The organism is Citrobacter sp. LST-B2, assembly GCF_057983045.1.
In genome coordinates, this window is sequence record NZ_CP192598.1 from 1,567,742 (window position 1) to 1,591,820 (window position 24,079).

Below are 24,079 nucleotides of genomic sequence, written 5' to 3' on the forward strand. Positions count from 1 at the left end.
GCTCCTTTTTTGTTTGGCTAGCCTTAACCGTGCTTATTCTTCAGTTCAAAGCGTGGTGATACCAGGCCGTACAGCGTCCAGCCGAGGAAGGTCACGATGGAACCATACAACATCGCTTCTTCACCTGACGAGTAGAGCGCATAGAAGCTGTACATCGCACCGATGAAGGCGACAAAGTTTGCCATCTTCGCCTTTGACGGCGGAACGTTCGCCACTCTCTGGATGATCACCAGTGCGGCCATCGACAGAATATACGGAATGATATTCGTCACCACGGCCAGGTTGACCAGCACGTTAAACTGGCTGTTCAGCGACGGGCTGATGGTCATCAGCGATAAGCCACTCTGGATGATAACAATCGTCAGCATCCCCTGAACCGGCGCATCGACTTTGGTCACGCGAGAAAAGATTTTCGGGAAATAGCCTTCATCGGCAGAGGATTTAAAGACCTGCGCAATGGTGAATTGCCAGCCCAGCAATGAACCACAGCAGGACATGATCATCAGCGCCATGATCACTTTACCCACTTCCGGTGTGAACATCTGCGCGAACGCCAGACCAAACGGTGCGGTGGAGTTAGCCAGATCCATGTTAGGCACAATCCCGGCAATCACGTTGGTAGAGACGATGTAGATCACCGCCGCGCCCAGCGTCCCGCCCAGTACGGCAATCGGTACGTTCTTCTCCGGGTTTTCCACCACTTCCGCGTTCGCACAGGCGGATTCCAGACCAAGGAACGCCCACAGCGTCATGGCGATAGAGGAACCGACGGCGGTAAAGAACGGTACATGATGCGGGTTCCACGAGTTGGCATACAGCGTCGGGCTAAACCAGAACCAGCCGATAATGCACAGACCGACCACCGGAATGATCACCCCCCAGACGGTAATGCTACTGATCTGTCCGGTAATGCGCGCACCGCCAAAGTTCGCGACCGTACAGATCCACAGTACGCCGATGGTGGCGAGACCGATTTGCACCGGGGAGAGGGTGGCGCCGAAAAGTTCGGTACCGTAACCCACGGCGGAGATGGCAATGGCGACGTTGGCAATCAACAGCGATACCCCATAGGTGTAGTTCGCCATAAAGTTACCGGATTTACCAAACGCATATTCTGCGTAGCCCCCCATCCCGCCGGCTTTACGGCTGAACATTCCGCACTTGGCGAACGCCCAGGCCAGCGCCATGGACCCGACGGCTGTCACCAGCCAGGAGATAATCGAAATGGTGCCGACTTCAGCCAGTTTGGTCGGCAGCATGATGATCCCGGAGCCCATCATATTGACCATGGTCAGGATGGTGAGCTGCATCACGCCCATTTTATTGGATTTGGCTTTACTCATAATGCTTCTCCTTTCAACAGGTCGCTTTGTGCTTCACGCGGTTTAATCACGTAGCACCACACCTGTTTGCGACCATCGCACTCGTTGATGTACACACCCTGAAGTTCCGGCGCGAAACCGGGCAGCAGGTTGATCCCTTCTTCCAGTGCGCTGAAGTAACGCAGTACCGCACCGCCCCAGACTTCCCCAGGAACCACACACAGCACACCCGGCGGGTAAGGGAGCGCGCCTTCAGCGGCAATACGGCCTTCGGCCTCAGGCAGCGGCACCAGATCCACCTCACCACGCAGATAGGCGTAGTTGGCATCTTGTGGGTTCATGCTGACGCGCGGGAAATGGGACTTGCGGAACATCTCTTTTTGCAGTTGTTTCACGTTGTGACGCGCATACAGGTCGTGCATCTCCTGACACAACTGGCGCAGGGTGTAACCGGCATAACGCGCTTCGTGCTGTTTGTAGATAGACGGCAGAACGTCCGCCAGCGGTGCGTCAGATTCCAGCAGGCGCTCGAAGCGCACCAGCAGGGCGACGAGTTGTTGCAGTTTCGCCATGTCTTCCGCCGGGGTCAGCAGGAACAGGATCGAGTTGAGGTCGCATTTTTCCGGGACCACGCCGTTTTCACGCAGGAAGTTGGCAAGAATAGTCGCCGGGACGCCGAAGGTGTCGTACTCGCCATTGCGTGCGTTGATACCCGGGGTGGTCAACAACAGTTTGCAAGGGTCAACAAAGTATTGATGCTCGGCGTAACCTTCAAACGCATGCCAGTGTTCGCCAGGGACGAAGTGGAAAAAGCGCAGATCGTTGGCGATTTCCGCAGTCGGATAAGACTGCCACGGTTTGCCATCAACCAGTTCCGGAACAAAGGGACGGATATGATGGCAGTTATCAAGGATCAGCTTACGGGCGTCGATACCGTTGGCGACACAGTCCATCCACATGTTGCGGCCACTGACGCCTTCGTGCATTTTGGCGTTAATATCCAGTGCGGCAAACAGCGGATAGAACGGGCTGGTGGAGGCGTGCATCATGAACGCGTTATTCATGCGTTTATGCGGCACATAGCGCGGCTGACCTTTGATATGGCTGTCTTTTTTGTGAATTTGCGAGGTCTGGGAGAAGCCCGCTTGCTGTTTGTGAACGGACTGCGTTACCAGAATGCCCGGATCGTTTTCGTTCAGTTCCAGTAGCAGCGGAGAACAATCCGCCATCATCGGGATAAACTGCTCATAGCCCACCCAGGCAGAATCGAACAGAATGTAATCGCAAAGGTGACCAATTTTATCCACCACCTGACGGGCGTTATAAATCGTGCCGTCGTAGGTGCCCAACTGGATAACGGCAAGACGGAATGGACGTGCGTCACGAGCCCGTTGCGGCGCCACTTCGCTGACCAGTTCGCGCAGGTAGCTTTCTTCAAAGCAGTGGGCATCGATCCCGCCGATAAAGCCGTACGGGTTACGTGCGGTTTCCAGATAGACCGGCGTTGCGCCCGCCTGCAATAACGCGCCGTGGTGGTTTGACTTGTGGTTGTTACGGTCGAAGAGCACCAGATCGCCCGGAGTCAGCAGTGCGTTCAGCACCACTTTGTTAGACGAAGAGGTTCCGTTTAACACAAAGTAGGTTTTATCGGCATTAAAAACCTTCGCGGCATGTTGCTGGGCGATGCACGGTGCGCCTTCATGGATCAGCAAATCGCCCATTGCTACGTCAGCATTGCACAGGTCGGAGCGGAAAAGCGTTTCGCCGAAATATTCCACGAACTGGTTACCTGCCGGGTGACGGCGGAAAAACTCGCCGCCCTGATGTCCTGGGCAGTCGAAGGCGCTGTTTCCCTGGTTTACATAATCAACCAGCGCGCGGAAGAACGGTGGTCGTAATTGTGTTTCGTAATGACTGGCTGCCGTTTCTAACTGACGACCGTAGAAAGCGGTACGGGCTTCATTGCATTCGAATACGCCCGAAATGCGCGGCAGATGTTCTGCCGGAACGCGCTCTTCCTCTTCGGTTGCGATAAATACCGGAATACCGTATCCGGTCGCGTCAATTTCATCGAGCTTCCCACGTTCAATATCATTGACAGACAACACGACGGCAGCGACATCAATAAAATTACTTTCATCAACATTCACAATCGTGCGTTGTGTAGAAAAACAGTCAGGGCAAGAACGACTCACGGCAATTTTTAATTCAGACATTTTCATCTCTTTATTTTCAGATAATAGCAGGTCCTCAATTTCCCGAATGAGAAACTGATAACGCCGGAATAAAAGCAAAGTGTGTCCCCTGATAAATAAATCAGTAAATTGCTTTTTTTCAGGATGCAAAAAACCTTACCTGTCCGGTCACAGGCAAATCAAGGCTTAAGCAGAGTGAGCACTGAGGAATACAGGCGTGAGCCTGCGATACAGCGAGTCAGGAAGACCTGTATGCTGGAGTGCCCATAGTCGAAAGACTAACGGGCATTAAAGAAATGAAAGTCAAAACTATTACGGTGGGCAAACATCATAATATGTGTTGTCCGCCTGATATGTGGCATAGTACGGCTATTGTTTTCCATTTTGATTACCTTTTCTTTATCAGTAGAAGGTGAAGGTATTTTATCCAGGAAAACGGCCTGATCCGTGAAGGAGATCAATAAAAAACGATCATTCGCAAAATATTTAGTCGTTTTTTATGCATGGCTGGCGATAAGATATCGTTTTGTTTATTATTTGTTATAATTCTGTATTTTTTAATTTTGTGGAAAATCTTAAATACCCGAAATAATATAATTTCGGCTAAGTAAGAATAATAAAAATTAATTTTAAGATTTATTTAAAAATAATGAATAACCATTCATGGCATAAAACGATAGCCAATACCGGTTTCGGTAATAAAGTGGCGGGGGCGCGCGGGATCACGCTCCAGTTTCTGTCGCAAGTGACCCATATAAATACGCAAATAATGGCTGTGCTCGACGGCGTTCGGTCCCCAGACCTGGTTCAACAACTGGCGCTGGGTCAGCACTTTCCCGGCGTTGTTGAGCAACACGGCCAGCAGGCGAAACTCAATCGGTGTTAAATGGATTTCTGTTTCTCCGCGATGAATCAGATGCGCAGCGAGATCGACGACCACATCGGAAAAGCGTACCACCGGCTCAGGAGAGGGCGTTGCAGAATGACGGCGCAGGGCGACGCGCAGACGTGCCTGTAACTCGCCAATGCCAAACGGTTTGCTCAGGTAGTCGTCGGCACCGGCGTCGAGCGCGGCAATTTTATCGCTCTCTTCGCTACGTGCAGAGAGCACGATCACCGGGACGGCGCTCCACTGTCGCAGGTCGCGAATGAAATCGATGCCGTCACCATCCGGCAGGCCGAGATCGAGAATAATGAGATCGGGCTTGCGCGTTGCCGCTTCCAGCAAACCACGCTGAAGCGTCTCGGCGTCGTACACGCGCAACCCATCGGCTTCCAGCGCGGTACGCAGAAAGCGGCGAATGGCCTGCTCATCTTCAACAATCAGAACGTTTGTCACATATCCTCATGAAAATCTTCAAGTTCTGGTGGAGCGTCTTGCCTCAGTGTAACACGGAAACAGGCACCGCCCTGAGGGCGATTATAGACGGCAATTGACCCGCCATGCACTTCCACTATCGCCCGACAAATGGCCAGCCCCAGCCCGACGCCCGGCACCGCCGACTCTTTGTTCCCCCGTGAGAATTTATCGAACACGCGCTGCTCCTGTCCTTGTGGAATGCCTGGCCCATTATCCCAGACGTCGAGTTGCAGATGTTCGTCTTCAACGTGCGCGTCGATGCCGATCTCCGCCTGCGGTCCGGCATATTTAATGGCATTCTCCAGCAGATTAATCAGTACCCGTTCGAACAGGGGGCCATCGACGTGAATGAGGGTCAGCGGCGCGGGCAGGGAAAGGTTTACCGGATGAACCAGGCCTGGCTCCAGCATTTTCAGCGCGCTGCCCACTACTTCTTCCAGCGTCAGCCACTCTTTTTTGAGGTTGAAACCACCAGACTGAATCCGCGCCATATCCAACAGGTTATTCACCAGACGGGTGGTATTCAGTACATGCTGGCGAATTTCGCTGGCCTGTCTGGCATGAGGCGAGCCTTCGCTGGCGAGGTCGAGCGTGAGGATTTCCGCCTGACCAAACAGCACGGTCAGCGGGGTGCGCAGGTCGTGAGAAAGTGCCGCGAGCAGAGCGTTGCGCAGGCTTTCCCGTTCGCTGGCCAGCCGCGCCTGCTCTTCGCTGGCCGTTAAGGTCAGACGTTCCAGCGCATTCGCCACCAGCAAAGTGAAGGTTTCCAACAGTCGCTGCTGCTCGGGGATCATTAACTGACGCAGATTGCCGGGTTCGACAACCACCAGGCCGTGGGTTTTGTCGGCGCTGCGTAACGGCAGGATCTGGTACGGCACGCCTGGCAGGGTATCGGTGCCAGCGCCTGCCGGTAACCCTTTATCAAAGCTCCAGCGGGCAATAGCATCATCCCAGGGGGTCATTCCCTGCTGGTGGGTGAGGGCGGCCAGTTTGCCCTCTTCATTCGGCAATAAAATCTGGCTGCGGGCATGAAAGGTGGAGGCAATAAATTGTTCGCTGGTACTGGCGATGTCTTGCGCACTGCGCCCCATCGCCAACGCTTTCGACATCTCATAAAGATGACGAGTTCGCTGTTCCCGGTAGCGCGCAACGCGAGCCTGATAGCGCACGCCCGCCGTCAGGTTACCCACGACCAGTCCAACCGTCAGCATGACGCCGAAGGTGAGGAGATACTGCACGTCCGAGACGGCGAGCGTGCCGCGCGGCGCAATGAAGAACAGATCAAAGCTGACCACGCCAATAAAGGTGGAAAACGCCGATGGCCAGCGACCATAGAAGAGAGCGATGACCACCACACCGAGCAGATAGAGCATCACCAGGTTTGCGGCATCAAAGGCGGCCAGCCACTGGCTGGCGATAAACGTTGTCAGAGCGCAGAGTGCAACGGCAACCAGACAGCCCTGAATTTGCACCCGCCACTTGTCTTTAAAGGCGCGGGTATCGGGCAGGGACGACAGCGTCCGCACCGGTGGCTCATCGAGGGCGACCACCATCAAATCCAGCTCAGGGGCGCGTTTCGCCAGCCGATCGGCAAACGACTCCCGGTGCCACCAGCGTCGCGTTGACGTCCGCCCCAGCACTATTTTTCCCAGATTATGCTCGCGAGCGTAGCGGACCACCGCTTTATCCTCGCTGGGATCGGATAGCGTGGCGGTCTCCGCGCCCAGCTCTTGCGCCAGTCGCAGGGCGTGCAGAATATTGCGCCGCTGCTTTTCCGGCAAGCGATGCAGCGCGGGGGTTTCGACGTAGACGGCGTGCCAGATGCTGCCCAGTCGCGACGCCAGTCGTGCGGCAGTACGCACCAGTTTTTCACTGCCGGTGTTGTGACCAATGCAGAGCAGTATGGCGTCGCGGGTATGCCAGACCTTCTCTTCACCCGGACGACCGCGCCAGGCGCGCATCTGATCGTCCACCCGATCGGCGGTGCGGCGCAGCGCCAGTTCGCGTAGCGCGATTAAATTACCCTTACGGAAAAAGTGTTCAATAGCACGCTCGGCCTGTCCCGCAATATAGACTTTGCCCTCTTTCAGGCGCTGGCGCAGATCGTCAGGTGGTAAATCGACCAACACCACCTCGTCGGCAGCGTCAAAAAACGGATCCGGCACGGTTTCGCGCACCTGAATCCCCGTCACGCCGCTGACCACATCGTTCAGGCTTTCGAGATGCTGCACGTTGACGGTGGTAAAGACATCAATACCGGCGTCGAGCAGTTCTTCAATGTCCTGCCAGCGCTTGGGATGGCGTGAACCCGGCGCATTACTGTGCGCCAGTTCATCCATTAAGATCAGCGCCGGACGGCGTGCGAGCGCGGCATCGAGATCGAATTCACTGATATGACGTCCGTGGCGCGCCTGGCGTTTCAACGGCAGAATGCTGAGACCCTCCAGCAGAGCGGCGGTCTCTTTGCGTCCATGGGTCTCCACCACGCCAATCAGGATGTCGAGTCCCTGTGCGCGCAGGCGCTGGGCTTCAGCCAGCATCGACCAGGTTTTCCCGACGCCCGCACAGGCGCCGAAGAAGATTTTTAGTTTTCCCCGATGGGGGGCGACCGCCTGCTCAAGCAGGCGATCGGGATCGGGGCGTACTGGTTCACTATTCGCCATTCATGCTGTCCAGCGCTAAATTGAGTTCGACAATATTTACGACCGGTTGACCGATAAAGCTCACCAGTGGTTTCTGCGTGTATTCTGCAACCCGTTGCGTCACCTGTTCAATGGTCAGATGACGAGCCTGCGCCACGCGGGGGATTTGCCATGCCACCGCAGCGGGTGTCAGGTTGTTGTCCAGACCGCTCGCGGAGGCAGTAACCAGTTCCACCGGTACGTTACGACTGGCCTGCGGGTTGGCGGCGCGCAGGGTGGTGACCCGGTTTTGCAGTTGTTTATCCAGTTCCGGGTTACTGGCGGCGAGGTTACTGCCGCCGGATGCCATGGGATTATAGGGCATTTCAGCGGTGGCCGAAGGCCGTCCCTGGAAATAGCCTTCAGAGGTAAAGTTCTGCCCGATCAGCGCAGAACCCCGCACCCCATGCTCATCCCGAATCAGTGAACCGTTGGCCTGATACGGGAACCACCATTGCCCCAGCGCGGTGGTCAGCAGCGGATACGCACCGCCCGTCAGCAGCAGCAGGAAAATCAGTGTTGAAAACAACGGACGTAAAGCACTCATCAGACACCTCACACCAGACCCAGCAGGGTCAGCAGCAAATCAATTACTTTGATGCCAATAAACGGCACCACCAGCCCCCCCAGACCGTAAATCCACAGGTTACGGCGCAGCATGGCGGAGGCGGAAAGCGGTTTGTAGCTCACGCCTTTCAGCGCCAGCGGGATCAGAAAGACAATAATCAAGGCGTTAAAGATCACCGCACTCAGAATGGCCGAGTCCGGCGAATGCAGACGCATGATGTTCAGCGCATTCAGTTGCGGATAGGTCGCGGCGAACGCGGCCGGAATGATCGCAAAATACTTCGCCACGTCGTTGGCGATACTGAACGTGGTCAGTGAACCACGCGTCATCAGCATCTGTTTGCCGATGTGCACCACTTCGATAAGCTTGGTGGGGTTAGAGTCGAGATCGACCATGTTGCCCGCTTCTTTTGCCGCCTGCGTACCGGAGTTCATTGCTACCGCGACATCGGCCTGGGCCAGCGCCGGGGCGTCGTTGGTACCATCACCGGTCATCGCCACTAAGCGGCCTTCCGCCTGATACTGGCGGATGAGCGCCAGCTTGGCTTCCGGTGTCGCTTCGGCAAGAAAGTCATCCACACCCGCCTCGGCGGCGATGGCGGCGGCGGTCAGGCGATTATCGCCAGTGATCATCACCGTTTTAATGCCCATTTTACGCAACTGGGCAAAACGCTCTTTTATCCCGCCTTTGACGATATCTTTCAGCGCGATCACGCCTAGCACCCGGGAACCTTCCACCACCACGAGCGGCGTGGCGCCCAGACGGGCGACGCTGTCCACTTTCTGCTCGACATCCGCCGGGAACTGGCCGCCGCTGGCCTCAATGTGGCGACGGATGGCGTCGACGGAACCTTTACGAATCATCCGGTTGTCGATGTTAATACCGCTCATACGACTCTGGGCGGTAAAGGGGACGAAGGTGGCATGCAGCGACTGCACGTCACGTTCGCGCAGATTAAAGCGCTGCTTGGCGAGGATCACAATGCTGCGACCTTCCGGCGTCTCATCGGCTAACGACGAAAGCTGTGCGGCGTCGGCCAGCGTTTTTTCGTCGACACCCTGCGCAGGCAGGAAGTCCGAGGCCTGACGGTTACCGAGAGTAATGGTGCCGGTTTTGTCCAGCAGCAGTACGTCCACGTCGCCTGCGGCTTCCACCGCGCGGCCACTGGTGGCGATGACGTTCGCACCGAGCATACGGCTCATCCCGGCGACGCCAATCGCGGAGAGTAACCCGCCGATTGTCGTTGGGATCAGACAAACCAACAGGGCGACCAGCACCGTGACGCTGACCGCGTGACCGCCCCAGGCAGAAAATGGCCACAGCGTGGCGGTTGCCAGCAAAAAGACAATCGTCAGGGCTACCAGCAGAATGGTCAGGGCGATCTCGTTGGGCGTTTTACGGCGCTGGGCGCCTTCGACCATGGCGATCATCCGGTCAAGGAAAGTTTCGCCAGGGTTCACGCTACACTCGATCACCAGCCAGTCGGAGAGAATGCGCGTCCCGCCAGTCACCGAGGCGAAATCGCCGCCGGATTCGCGGATGACCGGCGCAGACTCTCCGGTAATCGCACTTTCATCCACGGAGGCGCCGCCTTCAATGACTTCGCCGTCACAGGGAATGATATCACCTGCTTCCACCAGCACGATGTCGCCTTTGCGTAGCTCATCGGCCGGAACGTGATCCATTTTCGCGCCGTACTTCGGCTCGCGCAGTTTGCGGGCAAAGGCCGTCTTTTTCACTCCTTTGAGGCTGTTGGCCTGTGCTTTACTGCGCCCTTCGGCGAGCGCTTCCGCAAAGTTGGCAAACAGTACAGTGACCCACAGCCACAGACTGATCGCCCCGGTAAACAGCGCGCTGCCGGCCATCTGTCCTGTCGCCATCGCAACGGTAATCACGGTGGTCAGCAGGCTACCCATCCAGACAATGAACATCACCGGGTTGCGCCACTGGGTATGTGGGCTTAATTTTTTCACTGCGTCCATCAGCGCCTGAGCGACCAGAGACGGTTCGAACAGCGCCAGTTGTTTGCGACTCATAACATTTGCTCCGCATCGCTTAGCGTAAGGAAAGGTGTTCAGCGACTGGGCCAAGCGCCAGTGCAGGAATAAAGGTCAGGGCGCCGACTAACAGCACTGTGCCGATCAGTAAACCGACAAACAGCGCGCCGTGGGTCGCCAGGGTGCCGGGACTGGCCGGTTGGCTCTTTTTCGCCACCAGCGATCCGGCAATCGCCATCACCGGGATGATGACCCCGAAGCGACCGACGAACATGCAAAACGCCAGCAGGCAGTTCCAGAACGGGGTGTTTGCGCTCAGACCAGCAAAGGCGCTGCCGTTGTTGTTGGCGGCGGAAGAGACGGCGTACAGGACTTCGCTAAAGCCGTGTGGGCCAGGGTTGAGCATGGCGCTGCGTCCCGCATCGGTCATCATGGCAAGCGCGGTGCCGAGTAAAACCAGCGCAGGGGTGACCAGAATCGCCAGTGCGGTCATTTTCATCTCGCGAACGTCGATCTTTTTGCCCAGGTATTCTGGCGTGCGGCCAATCATCAGTCCGGCGATAAACACTGCCAGCAGCACGAACAACAGCATGCCGTAAAGGCCCGAACCAACGCCGCCGAACACCACTTCGCCAATCTGCATCAGCCACATTGGCACCATGCCGCCCAGCGCGGTAAACGAGTCGTGCATGGCGATCACCGCGCCGCATGAGGCTGCCGTCGTCACCACCGCAAACAGACTGCTCACCAGCACGCCAAAGCGGCTCTCTTTGCCTTCCATATTAAGAGTGGAATCCGCGCCAAATTGCAGCAGATGGGGGTTGCCCTGGACCTCCGCCCACATCACCACGGCGACGCAGACGGTGAAGATGAGCGACATGGCCCACAGCAACATCCGCCCCTGACGGCGATCGCCTGCCGCGTCGCCAAACGCGAAACAGAGCGCGGCTGGAATTAAAAAGATGGCCAGCATTTGCACCATGTTGGTCAGCGCGGTGGGGTTTTCGAACGGGTGTGCCGAGTTGGCGTTAAAGAAGCCGCCGCCGTTGGTCCCCAGCATCTTGATGGCTTCCTGCGAGGCCACCGGCCCCATCGGCAGCAGTTGCTGCACACCTTCCAGAGTAGTGAAAGTCTGATAGGGCAGCAGATTTTGCAGGCTGCCTTGCTGAATAAAGAACAGCGCAATCACCAGCGCGATGGGGCATAAAATCCACAAGGTAATACGCACCAGGTCGACCCACGCATTGCCCAGCGTATTCATGCTCTGGCGGGTAAAGGCGCGGATCAGCGCGAACACCACCGCAATGCCGGTCGCGGCGGACAGGAAGTTTTGTACCGTCAGCCCGGCCATCTGGCTGAAATAGCTTAAGGTGGTTTCCCCGCTGTAAGCCTGCCAGTTGGTATTGGTAACAAAACTCACCGCCGTATTAAGCGCCAGATGCCAGGGCAGACCGGGCAACTGCTGTGGATTCAGCGGCAGAAGGTGTTGCCACAACAACAGCAGGAACAGGAGCGTCAACCCCAGCACATTCAACGCGAGGATCGCCAGCAGGTACTGCTTCCAGTTCATCTCGTCTGTCGAAATGCCCAGACCGCGCCAGATCAGGCGTTCAACCCTCGCGGTACCAGGCAGCGAATGGTTGCCGATCAGCCGTGCCAGGCCCGCGCCTAACGGCCTGGCGAGCACGAACAGAATCAGCAGAAAACTGGCGATGAGTAAAAATCCTTGCGCAGCCATCAGAACGCCTCCGCATTGATCAATGCATATACCAGGTAACCTAATAATAAGAAAATCAGCACGATGCCGATTATCACGCCTGCACTCACAGTGCACCTCCCGTGGCATAAATGTGATAAACAAAGCGTAAATATCTGCCTGCAAAGATTTCGCAAAAATCGACGTCGGGGGTGTAAAAAAAGTATAAAAATGGCAAAGACCATTATTTAACTAATGATTAGTATTAATTTAACTTTTTTGTAACTTAATTACGCGATAAAGATAAATAAAGCGTAAATAGCTAAAAATAAGTGGTCGGATGAGTAGTAAAATTACACGCAAAGCGGTACTATTTTCAGCAGATAACCAATTTTGACTTTACCGGTGATGATTACCGGCCAGATAAAGGGGAGAGAATCATGGAGTTGTACAAAGAATATCCAGCACATGTTGTATTGTTACGCCGTACTTTCGCCGTCGTGGCTGGGGTGCTGGCACTACCGGTCATGCTGTTCTGGAAAGACCGCGCCCGTTTTTATAGCTATTTACACCGCGTGTGGTCAAAAACCAGCGATAAACCGGTGTGGATGGATCAGGCTGAAAAAGCCACCTGCGATTTCTATTAAGCGCATCGCGTTCAGAAAAACCGCCAACAGCAATGTGGCGGTTTTTTTATGTCTCTGTGTCTACACTTATTTCAGAAATGGAAAAGGAGACATCATGAGCGAGAAAATCCCTGTTGGCATTAGCGCTTGTTTGTTAGGGGAGGCGGTTCGCTTTGATGGTGGACACAAACGCCTGCCCTTTGCAGTCGAAGAACTTTCACCGTGGGTGCACTTTGAACCCGTCTGTCCGGAAATGGCGATCGGCCTGCCGGTGCCGCGTCCTGCATTGCGCTTAGTCAAAATGGAAGAGGCAATTGCACTGCGTTTCAGTGACCGGCGCGAGGGCGATTTAACCCAGGCGATGACCGCGTTCAGTGAAGAACGTGTCAGTCGTTTCGAACACCTTTGTGGTTATATTGTCTGTGCGAAATCCCCAAGTTGCGGCATGGAACGCGTTCGTGTTTATGACGCCGATGGGAAAAACAATCGCAAAGCCGGTCGCGGTATCTTTACCTCAATCCTGATGGCGTCTTATCCGTGGCTCCCTGTTGAAGAGGACGGGCGATTGCACGATCCACAATTACGGGAAAATTTTGTCGCGCGGATTTATGCCCTGCATGAATTGCATGGATTGCGGCAACAAGGACTCACGCGTGGCGCGCTGATTGACTATCACAGCCGCTATAAACTGTTGCTGCTGGCCCATTCACAGCCGGAATACCGCGAGCTGGGGCGCTTTGTCGCTGCGCTTTACGAGTGGGAAAGCCTTGATGACTTTTTCATTGAATATCGTCTGCGCCTGATGAAACTGATGTCCCATCCTGCCACCCGGCGTAACCATACCAATGTCCTGATGCACGTTCAGGGCTATTTTCGCAAACAGCTCAATGCCCGTCAGCGGCAGGAGTTGGCTTCCCTTATTGACGGTTACCGACGCGCTACGCAGCCACTGCTTGCGCCTGTGACGCTGCTCAAACACTATATGGCAGAATATCCGGATGCGTATCTCTCCGGGCAACGCTATTTTGATCCCTGGCCGGAAGCCCTGCGGCTGCGCTACGGGAGTTGATTTTTTTCATTCGGGAGTGTTATGTCCACCCATCTGGTCTGGTTTCGTCGCGATCTCCGTCTGCATGACAATCTTGCCCTCGCCGCCGCCTGCCGCCACCGCGCCGCGCGCGTTGTGGCGTTATTTATCTCCACGCCTGAGCAGTGGAAGAATCACGTCATGTCACCGCGTCAGGCCGCCTTTATCCAGGCTCAGCTAAACGCTTTACAACAGGCGCTGGCGGAAAAAGGCATTCCGCTGCTGTTTGAGGAAGTCGATGACTTCGCGGGCAGTATTGAAACGGTGAAAGCGGTGTGCGAACAGCATGACGTCAGCCACCTGTTTTATAACTATCAGTATGAAGTGAACGAGCGTGAACGCGATGCGGCGGTAGAAAAGGCGCTGCCGCATGTGGTTTGCGAAGGGTTTGATGACAGCGTGATCCTGCCGCCAGGTGCGGTGACGACGGGAAATCATGAGATGTATAAAGTCTTCACGCCGTTTAAAAACGCCTGGTTAAAACGGCTGAAGGAGGGGATGCCGGAGTGCGTATCCGCACCGGCCCGCCGGGAGAACGGTAGTGTTTCTTCCGCGCTGGTGCCAATTAACCTTCACTATCCGCAACAGGAATTCGACCCCGCCCTTTTTCCCGCCGAAGAAAAAGCCGCAATTGCCCGGTTACGCCAGTTTTGCCAGCAGGGGGCAGGAGAGTACGACGAATGTCGCGACTTCCCGGCCATTGAGGGCACCAGTCGTTTATCCGCCAGTCTTGCTACCGGTGGCTTATCGCCGCGCCAGTGTCTGCATCGCCTGCTGGCGGAACAGCCGCAGGCGCTGGACGGCGGCGCGGGCAGTGTCTGGCTGAACGAACTTATCTGGCGTGAGTTTTATCGCCATCTGATGACGTACCATCCCAATCTGTGCAAACACCGCCCCTTTATTCTCTGGACCGATCGCGTGCGCTGGCGGGATCGTGCGGAAGATTTACAGGCCTGGCAGGAGGGGAGAACGGGTTATCCGATTGTTGATGCGGCGATGCGGCAACTGAACGCCACCGGCTGGATGCACAACCGTCTGCGGATGATTGCGGCCAGCTTCCTGGTCAAAGATCTGCTGATTGACTGGCGTAAAGGTGAACGCTATTTCATGTCGCAACTGATTGATGGCGATCTCGCTGCGAATAACGGCGGCTGGCAGTGGGCGGCCTCTACCGGAACCGACGCCGCGCCGTATTTCCGCATTTTTAACCCCACGACGCAGGGCGAAAAGTTCGACAGAGAGGGGGAGTTTATCCGCCGGTGGATCCCGGAACTTAGCCATGTACCGGGCAAGGCGATTCACGAGCCGTGGAAATGGGCGATGAAAGAAAGCATCACGCTCGACTACCCGCAGCCGATTGTCGATCACAAACTGGCGCGCCAGCAGACGCTTGCCGCGTATGAGGCCGCGCGAAAGAACTAACGGTGGCTATGCGGCCTGACGCCATAACTATTCATAATGAGGTGCGTTAATACGCCCCTTTTTTTATGGCTAAGAACGGGGTGATGGTTTCTTAATATGGCTAATAATTGTCTATCGACGAACCGCCACAGGGACGCTATGTTAACGGAGTGCATAAATAAACAAGGGATCGATGATGAAAAACACCGAACTGGAACAACTGATCAACGAGAAACTGAACAGCGCCGCCATCAGCGACTACGCGCCAAACGGTTTGCAGGTTGAAGGCAAAGAAACGGTGCAAAAAATCGTCACCGGTGTGACCGCCAGTCAGGCGTTACTGGATGAAGCGGTGCGTCTGCAGGCTGATGCGGTCATCGTTCATCATGGCTATTTCTGGAAAGGCGAATCTCCGGTGATTCGCGGGATGAAGCGCAATCGCCTGAAAACGCTGCTGGCGAATGACATTAACCTCTACGGCTGGCATCTCCCTCTGGATGCACATCCCGAACTGGGCAACAACGCACAGTTGGCGGCCCTGTTGGGGATCACCGTGATGGGTGAAATCGAGCCGCTGGTTCCCTGGGGCGAACTGACGATGCCGGTCCCTGGGCTGGAACTGGCGTCGTGGATTGAAGCACGTCTTGGACGCAGGCCGTTATGGTGCGGTGATACCGGGCCGGATACTATCAAACGTGTCGCCTGGTGCACTGGCGGCGGGCAAAGCTTCATCGACAGCGCCGCGCAGGCTGGCGTTGACGCCTTTATCACCGGTGAAGTTTCCGAACAAACCATCCACTCAGCCCGTGAACAGGGACTGCATTTTTACGCCGCCGGGCATCACGCCACCGAACGCGGCGGGATCCGTGCGCTCAGCGAATGGTTGACGGAGAACACCGATTTGGATGTGACGTTTATTGATATTCCAAACCCGGCATAAATAAAAACAAGAGGAACGCAAGTGCAACGAGCGCGTTGTTATCTGTTAGGTGAAACGGCGGTAGTGCTGGAGCTTGAGCCGCCGGTGACGCTGGCGAGCCAGAAACGTATCTGGCGGCTGGCGCAGCGTTTGGTTGAGACGCCAAACGTGGTCGAGGCGATTCCGGGAATGAACAATATCACCGTGATCCTGCGTGACCCGCAAACGCTGGCGCTGGATGCGATCGAACGCCTGCAACGCTGGTGGGAGGAGAGTGAGGCGCTGGAGCCTGACTCACGCTATATCGAAATTCCGGTAACCTACGGCGGCGCAGGAGGTCCCGATCTGGCGGACGTTGCCCGCCACAGCGGCCTGAGCGAAAAGCAGGTAGTGGAGCTGCACGCGTCGGTCGAGTATGTGGTCTGGTTTTTAGGTTTTCAGCCGGGATTCCCGTATCTCGGTAGCTTACCGGAACAACTGCACACGCCCAGGCGCGCTGAGCCGCGGCTGATCGTTCCGGCTGGATCGGTGGGTATCGGCGGACCGCAAACCGGTATTTATCCACTGCCAACGCCTGGTGGCTGGCAGTTGATTGGTCATACCTCGCAGGCCTTGTTCGACCCGAAAAAAGAGGAACCGGTTCTCCTGCGCCCTGGCGATAGCGTGCGCTTTATCCCGCAGAAGGAGGGGGTATGCTGAATGTTATTCGCGCGGGATTGTACACCTCCGTTCAGGATGGCGGTCGTCACGGTTTTCGTCAGTCAGGCGTTAGCCATTGTGGTGCGCTGGATAAACCGGCGATGCAAATCGCTAACCTGTTAGTGGGTAATGAGGCCAGTGCTCCGGTGTTGGAAATTACCCTCGGACAACTGGTTGTGGAATTTGAAACCGACAGCTGGTTTGCCCTGACCGGTGCGGGATGCGAAGCGCGGCTGGATAATCACCCCGTCTGGACGGGCTGGCGTCTGCCGGTGAAAGCGGGCCAGCGTCTGGTGCTAAAACGTCCGCAGCACGGTATGCGCAGCTATCTTGCCGTCGCGGGCGGTATCGACGTGCCGGAAGTGATGGGGTCATGCAGTACCGATCTCAAAGTGGGCATCGGCGGGTTGGAAGGACGCCTGCTGAAAGACGGCGACCGGCTGGCAACCGGCAAACCCCGACGGACGTTCCTGGAAGCGCGAGGGGTAAAACAGCTGCTATGGGGGAATCGCATTCGGGCGCTGCCGGGGCCGGAATACCACGAATTTGACGCCGTTTCGCAGGAGTCGTTCTGGCGATCGCCGTGGCATCTCAGTCCGCAGAGTAACCGGATGGGCTACCGCCTGCAGGGACAACCGCTGATGCGAATGACGGATCGGGAACTGGTGTCGCACGGTCTGCTGCCTGGCGTGATTCAGGTTCCGCACAACGGTCAGCCGATTGTATTGATGAACGATGCCCAGACGACCGGCGGCTATCCGCGCATTGCCTGCATAATCGAGGCAGACATGTACCATCTGGCGCAGATCCCGCTCGGCCAACCCATTCACTTTGTTCAGTGTTCGCTGGAGGAGGCGCTGAAAGCGCGGCTGGACCAACAGCGCTATCTGGAACAACTCACATGGCGACTCAATGATGAACATTGATTTAAATGCGGATCTCGGCGAAGGCTGCGCCAGCGATGGAGAACTGTTGACGCTGGTCTCATCGGCCAACATTGCCTGCGGCTTTCATGCCGGCGATGCACAAACCATGCTGACCAGCGTGCGCGAGGCGCTGAAAAATGGCGTAGCCATTGGGGCACACCCGAGTTTTCCGGATCGGGAAAACTTTGGCCGCACGGCGATGACGCTGCCTGTGGAAACGGTCTATGCGCAAACGCTGTATCAAATCGGCGCGCTGGCGGCCATGGCCCGGGCGGAGGGGGGCGTCATGCGGCACGTGAAACCGCATGGCATGCTCTACAACCAGGCGGCGAAAGATCCGCAACTGGCAGATGCCATTGCCAAAGCGGTGTACGCCTGCGATCCGGCACTGATTCTGGTCGGCCTGGCGGGAAGTGAGCTTGTCCGTGCGGGTGAGCGTTACGGTCTCGTCACGCGCCAGGAGGTGTTCGCCGATCGCGGTTATCAGGCGGACGGCAGTCTGGTGCCACGCACGCAGCCGGGCGCGCTGATTGAAGACGAGGACCAGTCGCTGGCGCAAACGCTGGGAATGGTGGAAACCGGACGCGTGAAAAGCATTACCGGTGAATGGACAAGCGTGGTGGCGCAAACGGTTTGTATTCATGGCGATGGCGAACACGCGCTGGCCTTCGCCCGACGTTTACGCTCGGCGTTTGAAGCCCGCAGAATCACCATTGTTGCCTGAGCACACTGACGCAGCCTCCATAGAGGGGTTGCGCATATAAAAACACCACAACAAAACACAACATACAGGAATGGATTATGGGAGATGCAATAACGCTCTGGCCACTGATGGGCATCGCCGTCATTGTGGTTGGATTTCTTTTACGTTTTAACCCGGTGCTGGTGGTTATTGTCGCCGGGATCGTCACTGGACTGGCGGCACAAATGCCGATCGCCACGATCCTCGAAAAGCTGGGTGAAGGTTTTCTCAACACCCGCAACCTGCCGTTTATCCTGCTGATCCCGCTGGCGGTTATTGGCCTGCTCGAGCGTCACGGGCTGAAAGAGCGCGCCCAGGCGTGGATTGCCAGGATTAAAAGCGCTACGTCAGGTCGCTTGCTGATCGTCTATCTGTTTATTCGTGAAGCCACCGCTGCGCTAGGGCTGACCAGCCTGGGCGGTCACCCGCAAATGGTGCGTCCGTTGTTAGCGCCTATGGCGGAAGGGGCGGCGGAGAAAACGTACGGGGCATTGCCCGGCGCGGTGCGCTACCGGTTGCGAGCGATGTCGGCGGCGACGGATAACGTGGGACTTTTTTTTGGTGAGGATATCTTCGTCGCGTTCGGCGCGATTATCTTCATGCACAACTTTATGCTGGAGTCCGGCGGTATTCAGACCGAACCGCTGCACATTGCCTTATGGGGGATCCCAACGGCCCTGTGCGCCTTCGTGATCCACGGTACGCGCCTGTGGCGGCTGGATAACTATCTGCAACGCGAAATGGCGAAAGCCGGTTCTGTTGACACCCGCAAAGGAGAGGCGCAATGAATTTTCAACAAAGCTACCTCTACTGGCTGGCGGGGATCGTGCTGCTGATTGTCGCCATTATGTCCTGGCAGGATAAAGCTAATCCGCGTCGGTTAACGACCGGGTTATTCTGGGGCGTCTATGGGCTGTTGTTCCTGCTGGGCGACTGGACGTATCAACTGGTGGGCGACAAACGTATAGTCAACATTGCCGTCGGCGTCGCGGTGGTGATCATGGCGTTGATCGCCGGTTTTGGCGGCGTCAAGCTGGGCAGTTATCATCAGCGCACCCGCGAGCAGCGGGAAGAGAGCGCGACGCGTCTGGGTAACCGCCTGTTTTACCCGGCGCTGGCCATTCCGGTCGTCACCGTGATTGGCGTACTGATGTTCAATCACATTCCGGGGTTGCAGGACGCTCTGTTTGGACCGGGTAATCATGCAACGCTGGTGACGCTGTTCTCGATGACCGCAGGCTCACTGATTGGTCTCGGTATGGCTATCAAAATGACCCATGAGAAGGTGCATCAGCCGATTCAGGAGGCGCGCCGCCTGCTGGATTCCATCGGATGGGCATTTATTTTACCGCAGATCCTCGCAACGTTAGGACTGCTGTTTACGGCGGCAGGCGTTGGCAGTGGCATTTCGTATCTTACTCAAGAGTATCTGGCCGTCGACAGCCGCTTTATCGCGGTGGCGGTGTATACCATTGGGATGGCGCTGTTGACGATGGTGATGGGCAATGCGTTTGCCGCCTTCCCGATTGTCACGGCGGGAATTGGCATTCCGATTCTGGTGCTTCAGCACGGTGGTAACCCGGCGGTGATGGCGGCTATCGGGATGTTCTCCGGCTATTGCGGTACGCTGATGACGCCGATGGCGGCAAACTTCAACATCGTGCCCGCCGCGCTGCTGGAACTGCCAGATAAAAACGCGGTCATTAAAGCGCAGGTGCCAACCGGCATACTGCTGCTGCTAGTCAACGTGTTCCTGATGTATTTCCTGATGTTCCTGTAAGGAGGACGGATGAAAACGGTATTAATCACCGGATTTGAGCCCTTCGGCGGCGAGCAGATTAACCCTTCCTGGGAAGTGGTCTCGCAGCTCGACAATGCTATCATCGCCGGGTGCCGCGTGGTGGCGCGTCAGTTGCCGTGTGTGTTTGGCGAGTCGCTCAGTGTGCTGAATTCCGCCATTGATACGCTCTCTCCATCGCTGGTGCTGGCCATCGGACAGGCGGGCGGACGGACCGATATTACCGTTGAGCGCGTGGCGATCAACGTCGACGACGCCCGTATTCCGGATAATAAAGGCCAACAGCCGGTGGATGAGCCGATTGTTGCTGGTGGACCAGCGGCCTGGTTTAGCACGCTGCCAGTCAAAGCCATGGTGGCGGCGATGCGTGAAGCCGGTGTGCCAGCGTCGGTCTCACAGACGGCGGGGACATTTGTTTGCAACCATGTGATGTACGGATTGCTCCACAAACTGAGCGGCATCGCGGAGGTGAAGGGGGGATTCATCCATATCCCTTATCTGCCGCAGCAGGCGGCGGCGCATCCGGGGGCGCCCAGTATGGCGGCGGAAACGGTGCGTCTGGCGCTGGAGGTGGCGATCGCTACCGCATTGCAGGTTGACGATGACATCGCCGTGACAGGTGGCGCCACGCACTAATCTTCTCAGATAAGGACAGAACCATGCCTGAAGGCCCGGAGATCCGCCGCGCGGCGGATAACCTGGAGGCGGCGATCAAAGGCAAACCCCTGACGGATGTCTGGTTTGCCTTTGCGCAGTTAAAACCGTATCAATCCACACTGGTGGGGCAGACCGTCACGGCGATGGAGACGCGCGGCAAAGCGTTGCTGACCCATTTTTCCGCGGGTCTGACGCTCTACAGCCATAATCAGCTGTATGGCGTCTGGCACGTGGTGGACAGTGGCGACATGCCGCACACCACCCGTATTCTGCGCGTTAAACTGCAAACTGCGGATAAAACCATTCTGCTTTATAGCGCGTCTGACATTGAGATGTTGACGCCGGAACAGCTCACTACCCATCCCTTCCTGCAACGGGTTGGGCCGGACGTGCTGGACCCGCGTCTGACCCCTGATGCGGTGAAAGCCCGGTTACTCTCGCCGCGTTTTCGCAACCGCCAGTTTTCCGGGCTGTTGCTGGATCAGGCTTTTCTCGCTGGGCTGGGAAACTATCTGCGGGTGGAGATCCTCTGGCAGGTGGGGATAACCGGTTATCACAAAGCGCGCGATCTCAGCGAGACGCAGTTGACGGCGTTAGCGTATGCGCTACTGGATATTCCGCGCTTGTCCTACACCACGCGTGGGCAGGTCGATGAAAATAAGCATCATGGCGCGCTGTTTCGCTTTAAGGTGTTTCACCGCGACGGTGAACCTTGCGAACGTTGTGGCGGGATCATCGAGAAAACCACGCTCTCCTCACGGCCATTCTACTGGTGTCCACATTGCCAGCATTAATGCGCTTGTCGCGGCGCTTTGGCTGAAATAAAACGGGCGATGGCAGGGCCAGTGAGAAGAATACTGAACAGCCGCAGGGTTTGCATCGCCATGATCAGCGACATGTCGGCGTGACTGCCGGCGGCAATGACTGCAACCGTATCAAGCCCGCCGGGGCTGGTGGCGAGATAGGCGGTTAAAAAATCAATCTGCATATAGTGGGTCATTCCCCAGGCCATTGCTGCGCAAATGGCAAGCAGGGCGAAGATAGAGAGCAGGATTTGCGGCAACGGTCGCAGCGCCATAAAGAAGACCTGCTTGTCGAATCCGAGACCAATCTGCCAGCCAATAAGCATATACGCTATCGCCAGCAGCCATTCCGGCAGTTCAATCACCATCACGCCGCTTGCGTGCAGCAGGGCGCCTACCAGCATCGGCACCAGCATGGTACCGGAGGGAATGCGCAGCACCCGACCGACAACGCTGGCAACCACCGCTAATAGCAGCGTCGTGAACAGATTGCCGCTCAGCGGCGGGAACCACTCAATCTGCTGGCTGACGGCTTCTGCGCTTTCGCCCATGATAAACCGCGTCACCAGCACTGCTGCGCCAGCGACAAACAGTACCCGCAGATATTGCATAAAGGCGACCAGGCGGATATCGGCGCCGTAGTCTTGCGCCATCGCGACCATTGCCGCCGCACCGCCGGGAGATGAGCCCCACGCGCCGGTATTGCCAGGGAGTGAACTGTAGCGAACCAGTAACCAGCCAACGACCGTACTGGAGAGCAGCGTCACCAGCAGAACCGCCAGCACCACTACCCAGTTTGCCGCCAGCGTCGTTAATAATGAGCCTGACAAATTCTGCGCGATCATACAGCCAAGAATGGCTTGCGCGCCGAGGAACGTACAGCGAGGAAGCTTTAGTGAGATACCGCGAAGACTAAACAGAATACCGGTGATCATCGGGCCGAGCAGTAACGCCGCCGGAAGATGAATGCTGAGAAAGAGCAGGGACAGAAGGAGTGACAGCAAAAACAACAAGCCCCACTGCAGAACTGGCATCCTGTGCTCCCGGAAGAAATGAACAAACTATCCGTAAATCATAGAGAAGGGCGGAGAAGATTAATATAGCGAGGGTCAAGAAAAGGTAGGGAAGTTGCCGGATGGCGCTACTACTTATCCGGCCTACGAATTGACAACCGTAGGCCGGATAAGACGCAGTCGCGTCACCATCCGGCAGTCTGACGATTAATGCTTAAGGTCAGATTTAAAATCGCGTTTTTCGTAGCCGGTGTATAGCTGACGTGGACGCGCGATTTTCATGCCATCGGTATGCATTTCGCTCCAGTGCGCAATCCAGCCGACGGTACGCGCCATGGCGAAGATCACGGTGAACATGGAAGACGGGATACCCATCGCTTTCAGGATGATACCGGAGTAGAAGTCGACGTTCGGGTAAAGTTTCTTCTCAATGAAATACGGGTCGTTCAGCGCGATGTGTTCCAGCTCCATCGCCACTTCCAGCAGGTCATCTTTGGTACCCAGCTCTTTCAGCACTTCGTGGCAGGTCTCACGCATCACGGTGGCACGCGGATCGTAGTTTTTGTAAACACGGTGACCGAAGCCCATCAGGCGGAAAGAGTCATTCTTGTCTTTCGCACGACGAACGAATTCCGGAATGTGTTTAACCGAGCTGATTTCTTCCAGCATCTTCAGCGCCGCTTCGTTCGCGCCGCCGTGTGCCGGTCCCCACAGGGATGCAATACCCGCAGCAATACAGGCAAACGGGTTCGCGCCAGACGAGCCAGCAGTACGTACCGTTGAGGTGGAGGCGTTCTGTTCATGGTCGGCATGCAGGATCAGGATACGGTCCATTGCGCGTTCCAGTACCGGGTTCACTTCATAGGTTTCACACGGCGTGGAGAACATCATGTTCAGGAAGTTACCGGCGTAGGAGAGGTCGTTACGCGGATAAACAAACGGCTGGCCGATAGAATATTTGTAACACATCGCCGCCATCGTCGGCATTTTGGACAGCAGGCGGAATGCGGCGATTTCGCGGTGGCGCGGATTGTTAACATCCAGAGAGTCGTGATAGAACGCGGCGAGCGCACCGGTGATCCCGCACATGACCGCCATCGGATGTGAATCGCGACGGAAAGCGTGGAACAGACGGGTGATTTGCTCATGGATCATGGTATGGCGAGTCACGGTGGTTCTGAATGCGTCGTACTCTGCCTGCGTCGGTTTTTCGCCGTTCAGCAGGATGTAACACACTTCCAGATAGTTAGACTCGGTGGCTAACTGATCGATCGGGAAGCCGCGATGCAACAAAATGCCTTCATCGCCGTCGATGAACGTAATTTTGGATTCGCAGGATGCAGTAGAGGTGAAACCAGGGTCAAAAGTAAACATCCCCTTCGAACCCAGGCTACGAATATCAATAACATCTTGACCTAGCGTGCCCTTCAGCACATCCAGTTCAATAGCCGTATCACCATTTAGGGTGATTTTTGCTTTTGTGTCAGCCATTTACGGTCTCCTTAGCGCCTTATTGCTTAAGACTACTCAGGTGAGATTTGCCATCGATACATCAATCAACCGTTACCAGTTTGTTATTCGGCTCGCCG

General features: G+C 56.2%; 22 protein-coding genes. 11 read left to right on the forward strand and 11 right to left on the reverse strand.

All coding sequences use genetic code 11. The features are described from left to right. Positions 1 to 23 precede the first annotated feature (23 nt). From potE to kdpF, 9 genes are all read right to left on the reverse strand, one after another. Positions 24 to 1,343, reverse strand: a complete 1,320-nt coding sequence (gene potE, locus ACQ0PY_RS07345) for a putrescine-ornithine antiporter (RefSeq protein WP_044256569.1) — start codon at positions 1,341 to 1,343, stop codon at positions 24 to 26. Further along, the gene (speF, locus tag ACQ0PY_RS07350) at positions 1,340 to 3,538 is read right to left on the reverse strand and encodes an ornithine decarboxylase SpeF (RefSeq protein ID WP_046401512.1); all 2,199 of its coding nucleotides are present in this window, start codon (positions 3,536 to 3,538) and stop codon (positions 1,340 to 1,342) included. Before speF ends, potE begins: the two co-directional genes overlap by 4 nt. Positions 3,539 to 3,795: 257 nt before the next feature. After that, positions 3,796 to 3,900 (reverse strand): leader peptide SpeFL, encoded by a 105-nt coding sequence (gene speFL / locus ACQ0PY_RS07355; protein ID WP_114149115.1) that lies wholly within the window; start codon positions 3,898 to 3,900, stop codon positions 3,796 to 3,798. A gap of 278 nt (positions 3,901 to 4,178) precedes the next feature. After that, positions 4,179 to 4,856, reverse strand: a complete 678-nt coding sequence (kdpE, locus tag ACQ0PY_RS07360) for a two-component system response regulator KdpE (protein WP_043001388.1) — start codon at positions 4,854 to 4,856, stop codon at positions 4,179 to 4,181. Beyond that, positions 4,853 to 7,540 carry a two-component system sensor histidine kinase KdpD gene (kdpD, locus tag ACQ0PY_RS07365; protein WP_104446148.1) on the reverse strand — a complete coding sequence of 896 codons (2,688 nt, stop codon included), beginning with the start codon at positions 7,538 to 7,540 and terminating at the stop codon, positions 4,853 to 4,855. Before kdpD ends, kdpE begins: the two co-directional genes overlap by 4 nt. Next, positions 7,530 to 8,105 carry a potassium-transporting ATPase subunit KdpC gene (gene kdpC, locus ACQ0PY_RS07370; RefSeq protein WP_109740012.1) on the reverse strand — a complete coding sequence of 192 codons (576 nt, stop codon included), beginning with the start codon at positions 8,103 to 8,105 and terminating at the stop codon, positions 7,530 to 7,532. The genes kdpD and kdpC overlap by 11 nt, the downstream gene beginning before the upstream one ends. An 8-nt stretch (positions 8,106 to 8,113) precedes the next feature. Continuing rightward, the gene (gene kdpB, locus ACQ0PY_RS07375) at positions 8,114 to 10,162 is read right to left on the reverse strand and encodes a potassium-transporting ATPase subunit KdpB (protein ID WP_044327929.1); all 2,049 of its coding nucleotides are present in this window, start codon (positions 10,160 to 10,162) and stop codon (positions 8,114 to 8,116) included. A 19-nt stretch (positions 10,163 to 10,181) separates the two neighbouring features. After that, complete coding sequence (gene kdpA / locus ACQ0PY_RS07380) at positions 10,182 to 11,861, reverse strand: potassium-transporting ATPase subunit KdpA (protein WP_044327930.1); 1,680 nt, start codon at positions 11,859 to 11,861, stop codon at positions 10,182 to 10,184. Next, a complete protein-coding gene (gene kdpF, locus ACQ0PY_RS07385; protein WP_042285393.1) occupies positions 11,861 to 11,950 on the reverse strand; it encodes a K(+)-transporting ATPase subunit F in 90 nt (29 codons plus the stop codon). The genes kdpA and kdpF overlap by 1 nt, the downstream gene beginning before the upstream one ends. A 309-nt stretch (positions 11,951 to 12,259) precedes the next feature. Between kdpF and ACQ0PY_RS07390 the strand changes: the two genes are divergently transcribed. The 11 genes from ACQ0PY_RS07390 to nei all read left to right on the forward strand — a co-directional run bounded on the left by ACQ0PY_RS07390 (position 12,260) and on the right by nei (position 21,468). After that, complete coding sequence (locus ACQ0PY_RS07390) at positions 12,260 to 12,466, forward strand: YbfA family protein (RefSeq protein ID WP_043001383.1); 207 nt, start codon at positions 12,260 to 12,262, stop codon at positions 12,464 to 12,466. 94 nt (positions 12,467 to 12,560) lie between these two features. Further along, positions 12,561 to 13,514, forward strand: a complete 954-nt coding sequence (locus ACQ0PY_RS07395) for a YbgA family protein (protein WP_044327594.1) — start codon at positions 12,561 to 12,563, stop codon at positions 13,512 to 13,514. A gap of 21 nt (positions 13,515 to 13,535) precedes the next feature. After that, entirely contained in the window at positions 13,536 to 14,954 is a 1,419-nt protein-coding gene (phrB, locus tag ACQ0PY_RS07400; protein ID WP_054176147.1) for a deoxyribodipyrimidine photo-lyase, read from the forward strand. Positions 14,955 to 15,129: 175 nt separating this feature from the next. Then, positions 15,130 to 15,873, forward strand: coding sequence for a radiation resistance protein YbgI (ybgI, locus tag ACQ0PY_RS07405; RefSeq protein ID WP_043001380.1), 744 nt, complete (start codon positions 15,130 to 15,132; stop codon positions 15,871 to 15,873). A gap of 21 nt (positions 15,874 to 15,894) precedes the next feature. Continuing rightward, complete coding sequence (gene pxpB, locus ACQ0PY_RS07410) at positions 15,895 to 16,551, forward strand: 5-oxoprolinase subunit PxpB (RefSeq protein ID WP_043001379.1); 657 nt, start codon at positions 15,895 to 15,897, stop codon at positions 16,549 to 16,551. Continuing rightward, positions 16,545 to 17,477 carry a 5-oxoprolinase subunit PxpC gene (gene pxpC / locus ACQ0PY_RS07415; protein WP_090048700.1) on the forward strand — a complete coding sequence of 311 codons (933 nt, stop codon included), beginning with the start codon at positions 16,545 to 16,547 and terminating at the stop codon, positions 17,475 to 17,477. Before pxpB ends, pxpC begins: the two co-directional genes overlap by 7 nt. After that, entirely contained in the window at positions 17,467 to 18,201 is a 735-nt protein-coding gene (pxpA, locus tag ACQ0PY_RS07420) for a 5-oxoprolinase subunit PxpA (RefSeq protein WP_044266447.1), read from the forward strand. The genes pxpC and pxpA overlap by 11 nt, the downstream gene beginning before the upstream one ends. Before the next feature lie 77 nt (positions 18,202 to 18,278). Then, positions 18,279 to 19,007, forward strand: a complete 729-nt coding sequence (locus tag ACQ0PY_RS07425) for a DUF969 domain-containing protein (RefSeq protein ID WP_043001377.1) — start codon at positions 18,279 to 18,281, stop codon at positions 19,005 to 19,007. Then, entirely contained in the window at positions 19,004 to 19,999 is a 996-nt protein-coding gene (locus tag ACQ0PY_RS07430; RefSeq protein WP_109740013.1) for a DUF979 domain-containing protein, read from the forward strand. The genes ACQ0PY_RS07425 and ACQ0PY_RS07430 overlap by 4 nt, the downstream gene beginning before the upstream one ends. Positions 20,000 to 20,008: 9 nt before the next feature. After that, a complete protein-coding gene (gene pcp, locus ACQ0PY_RS07435) occupies positions 20,009 to 20,653 on the forward strand; it encodes a pyroglutamyl-peptidase I (protein WP_043001375.1) in 645 nt (214 codons plus the stop codon). A gap of 23 nt (positions 20,654 to 20,676) precedes the next feature. Next, the gene (nei, locus tag ACQ0PY_RS07440) at positions 20,677 to 21,468 is read left to right on the forward strand and encodes an endonuclease VIII (RefSeq protein WP_104446150.1); all 792 of its coding nucleotides are present in this window, start codon (positions 20,677 to 20,679) and stop codon (positions 21,466 to 21,468) included. On the opposite strand, the gene ACQ0PY_RS07445 is transcribed toward nei, so the two are convergent. Then, positions 21,465 to 22,511, reverse strand: a complete 1,047-nt coding sequence (locus tag ACQ0PY_RS07445) for an AbrB family transcriptional regulator (RefSeq protein ID WP_043001373.1) — start codon at positions 22,509 to 22,511, stop codon at positions 21,465 to 21,467. The genes nei and ACQ0PY_RS07445 overlap by 4 nt on opposite strands. Before the next feature lie 186 nt (positions 22,512 to 22,697). Next, positions 22,698 to 23,981, reverse strand: a complete 1,284-nt coding sequence (locus ACQ0PY_RS07450; RefSeq protein ID WP_043001372.1) for a citrate synthase — start codon at positions 23,979 to 23,981, stop codon at positions 22,698 to 22,700. Between the last annotated feature and the right edge of the window lie 98 nt (positions 23,982 to 24,079).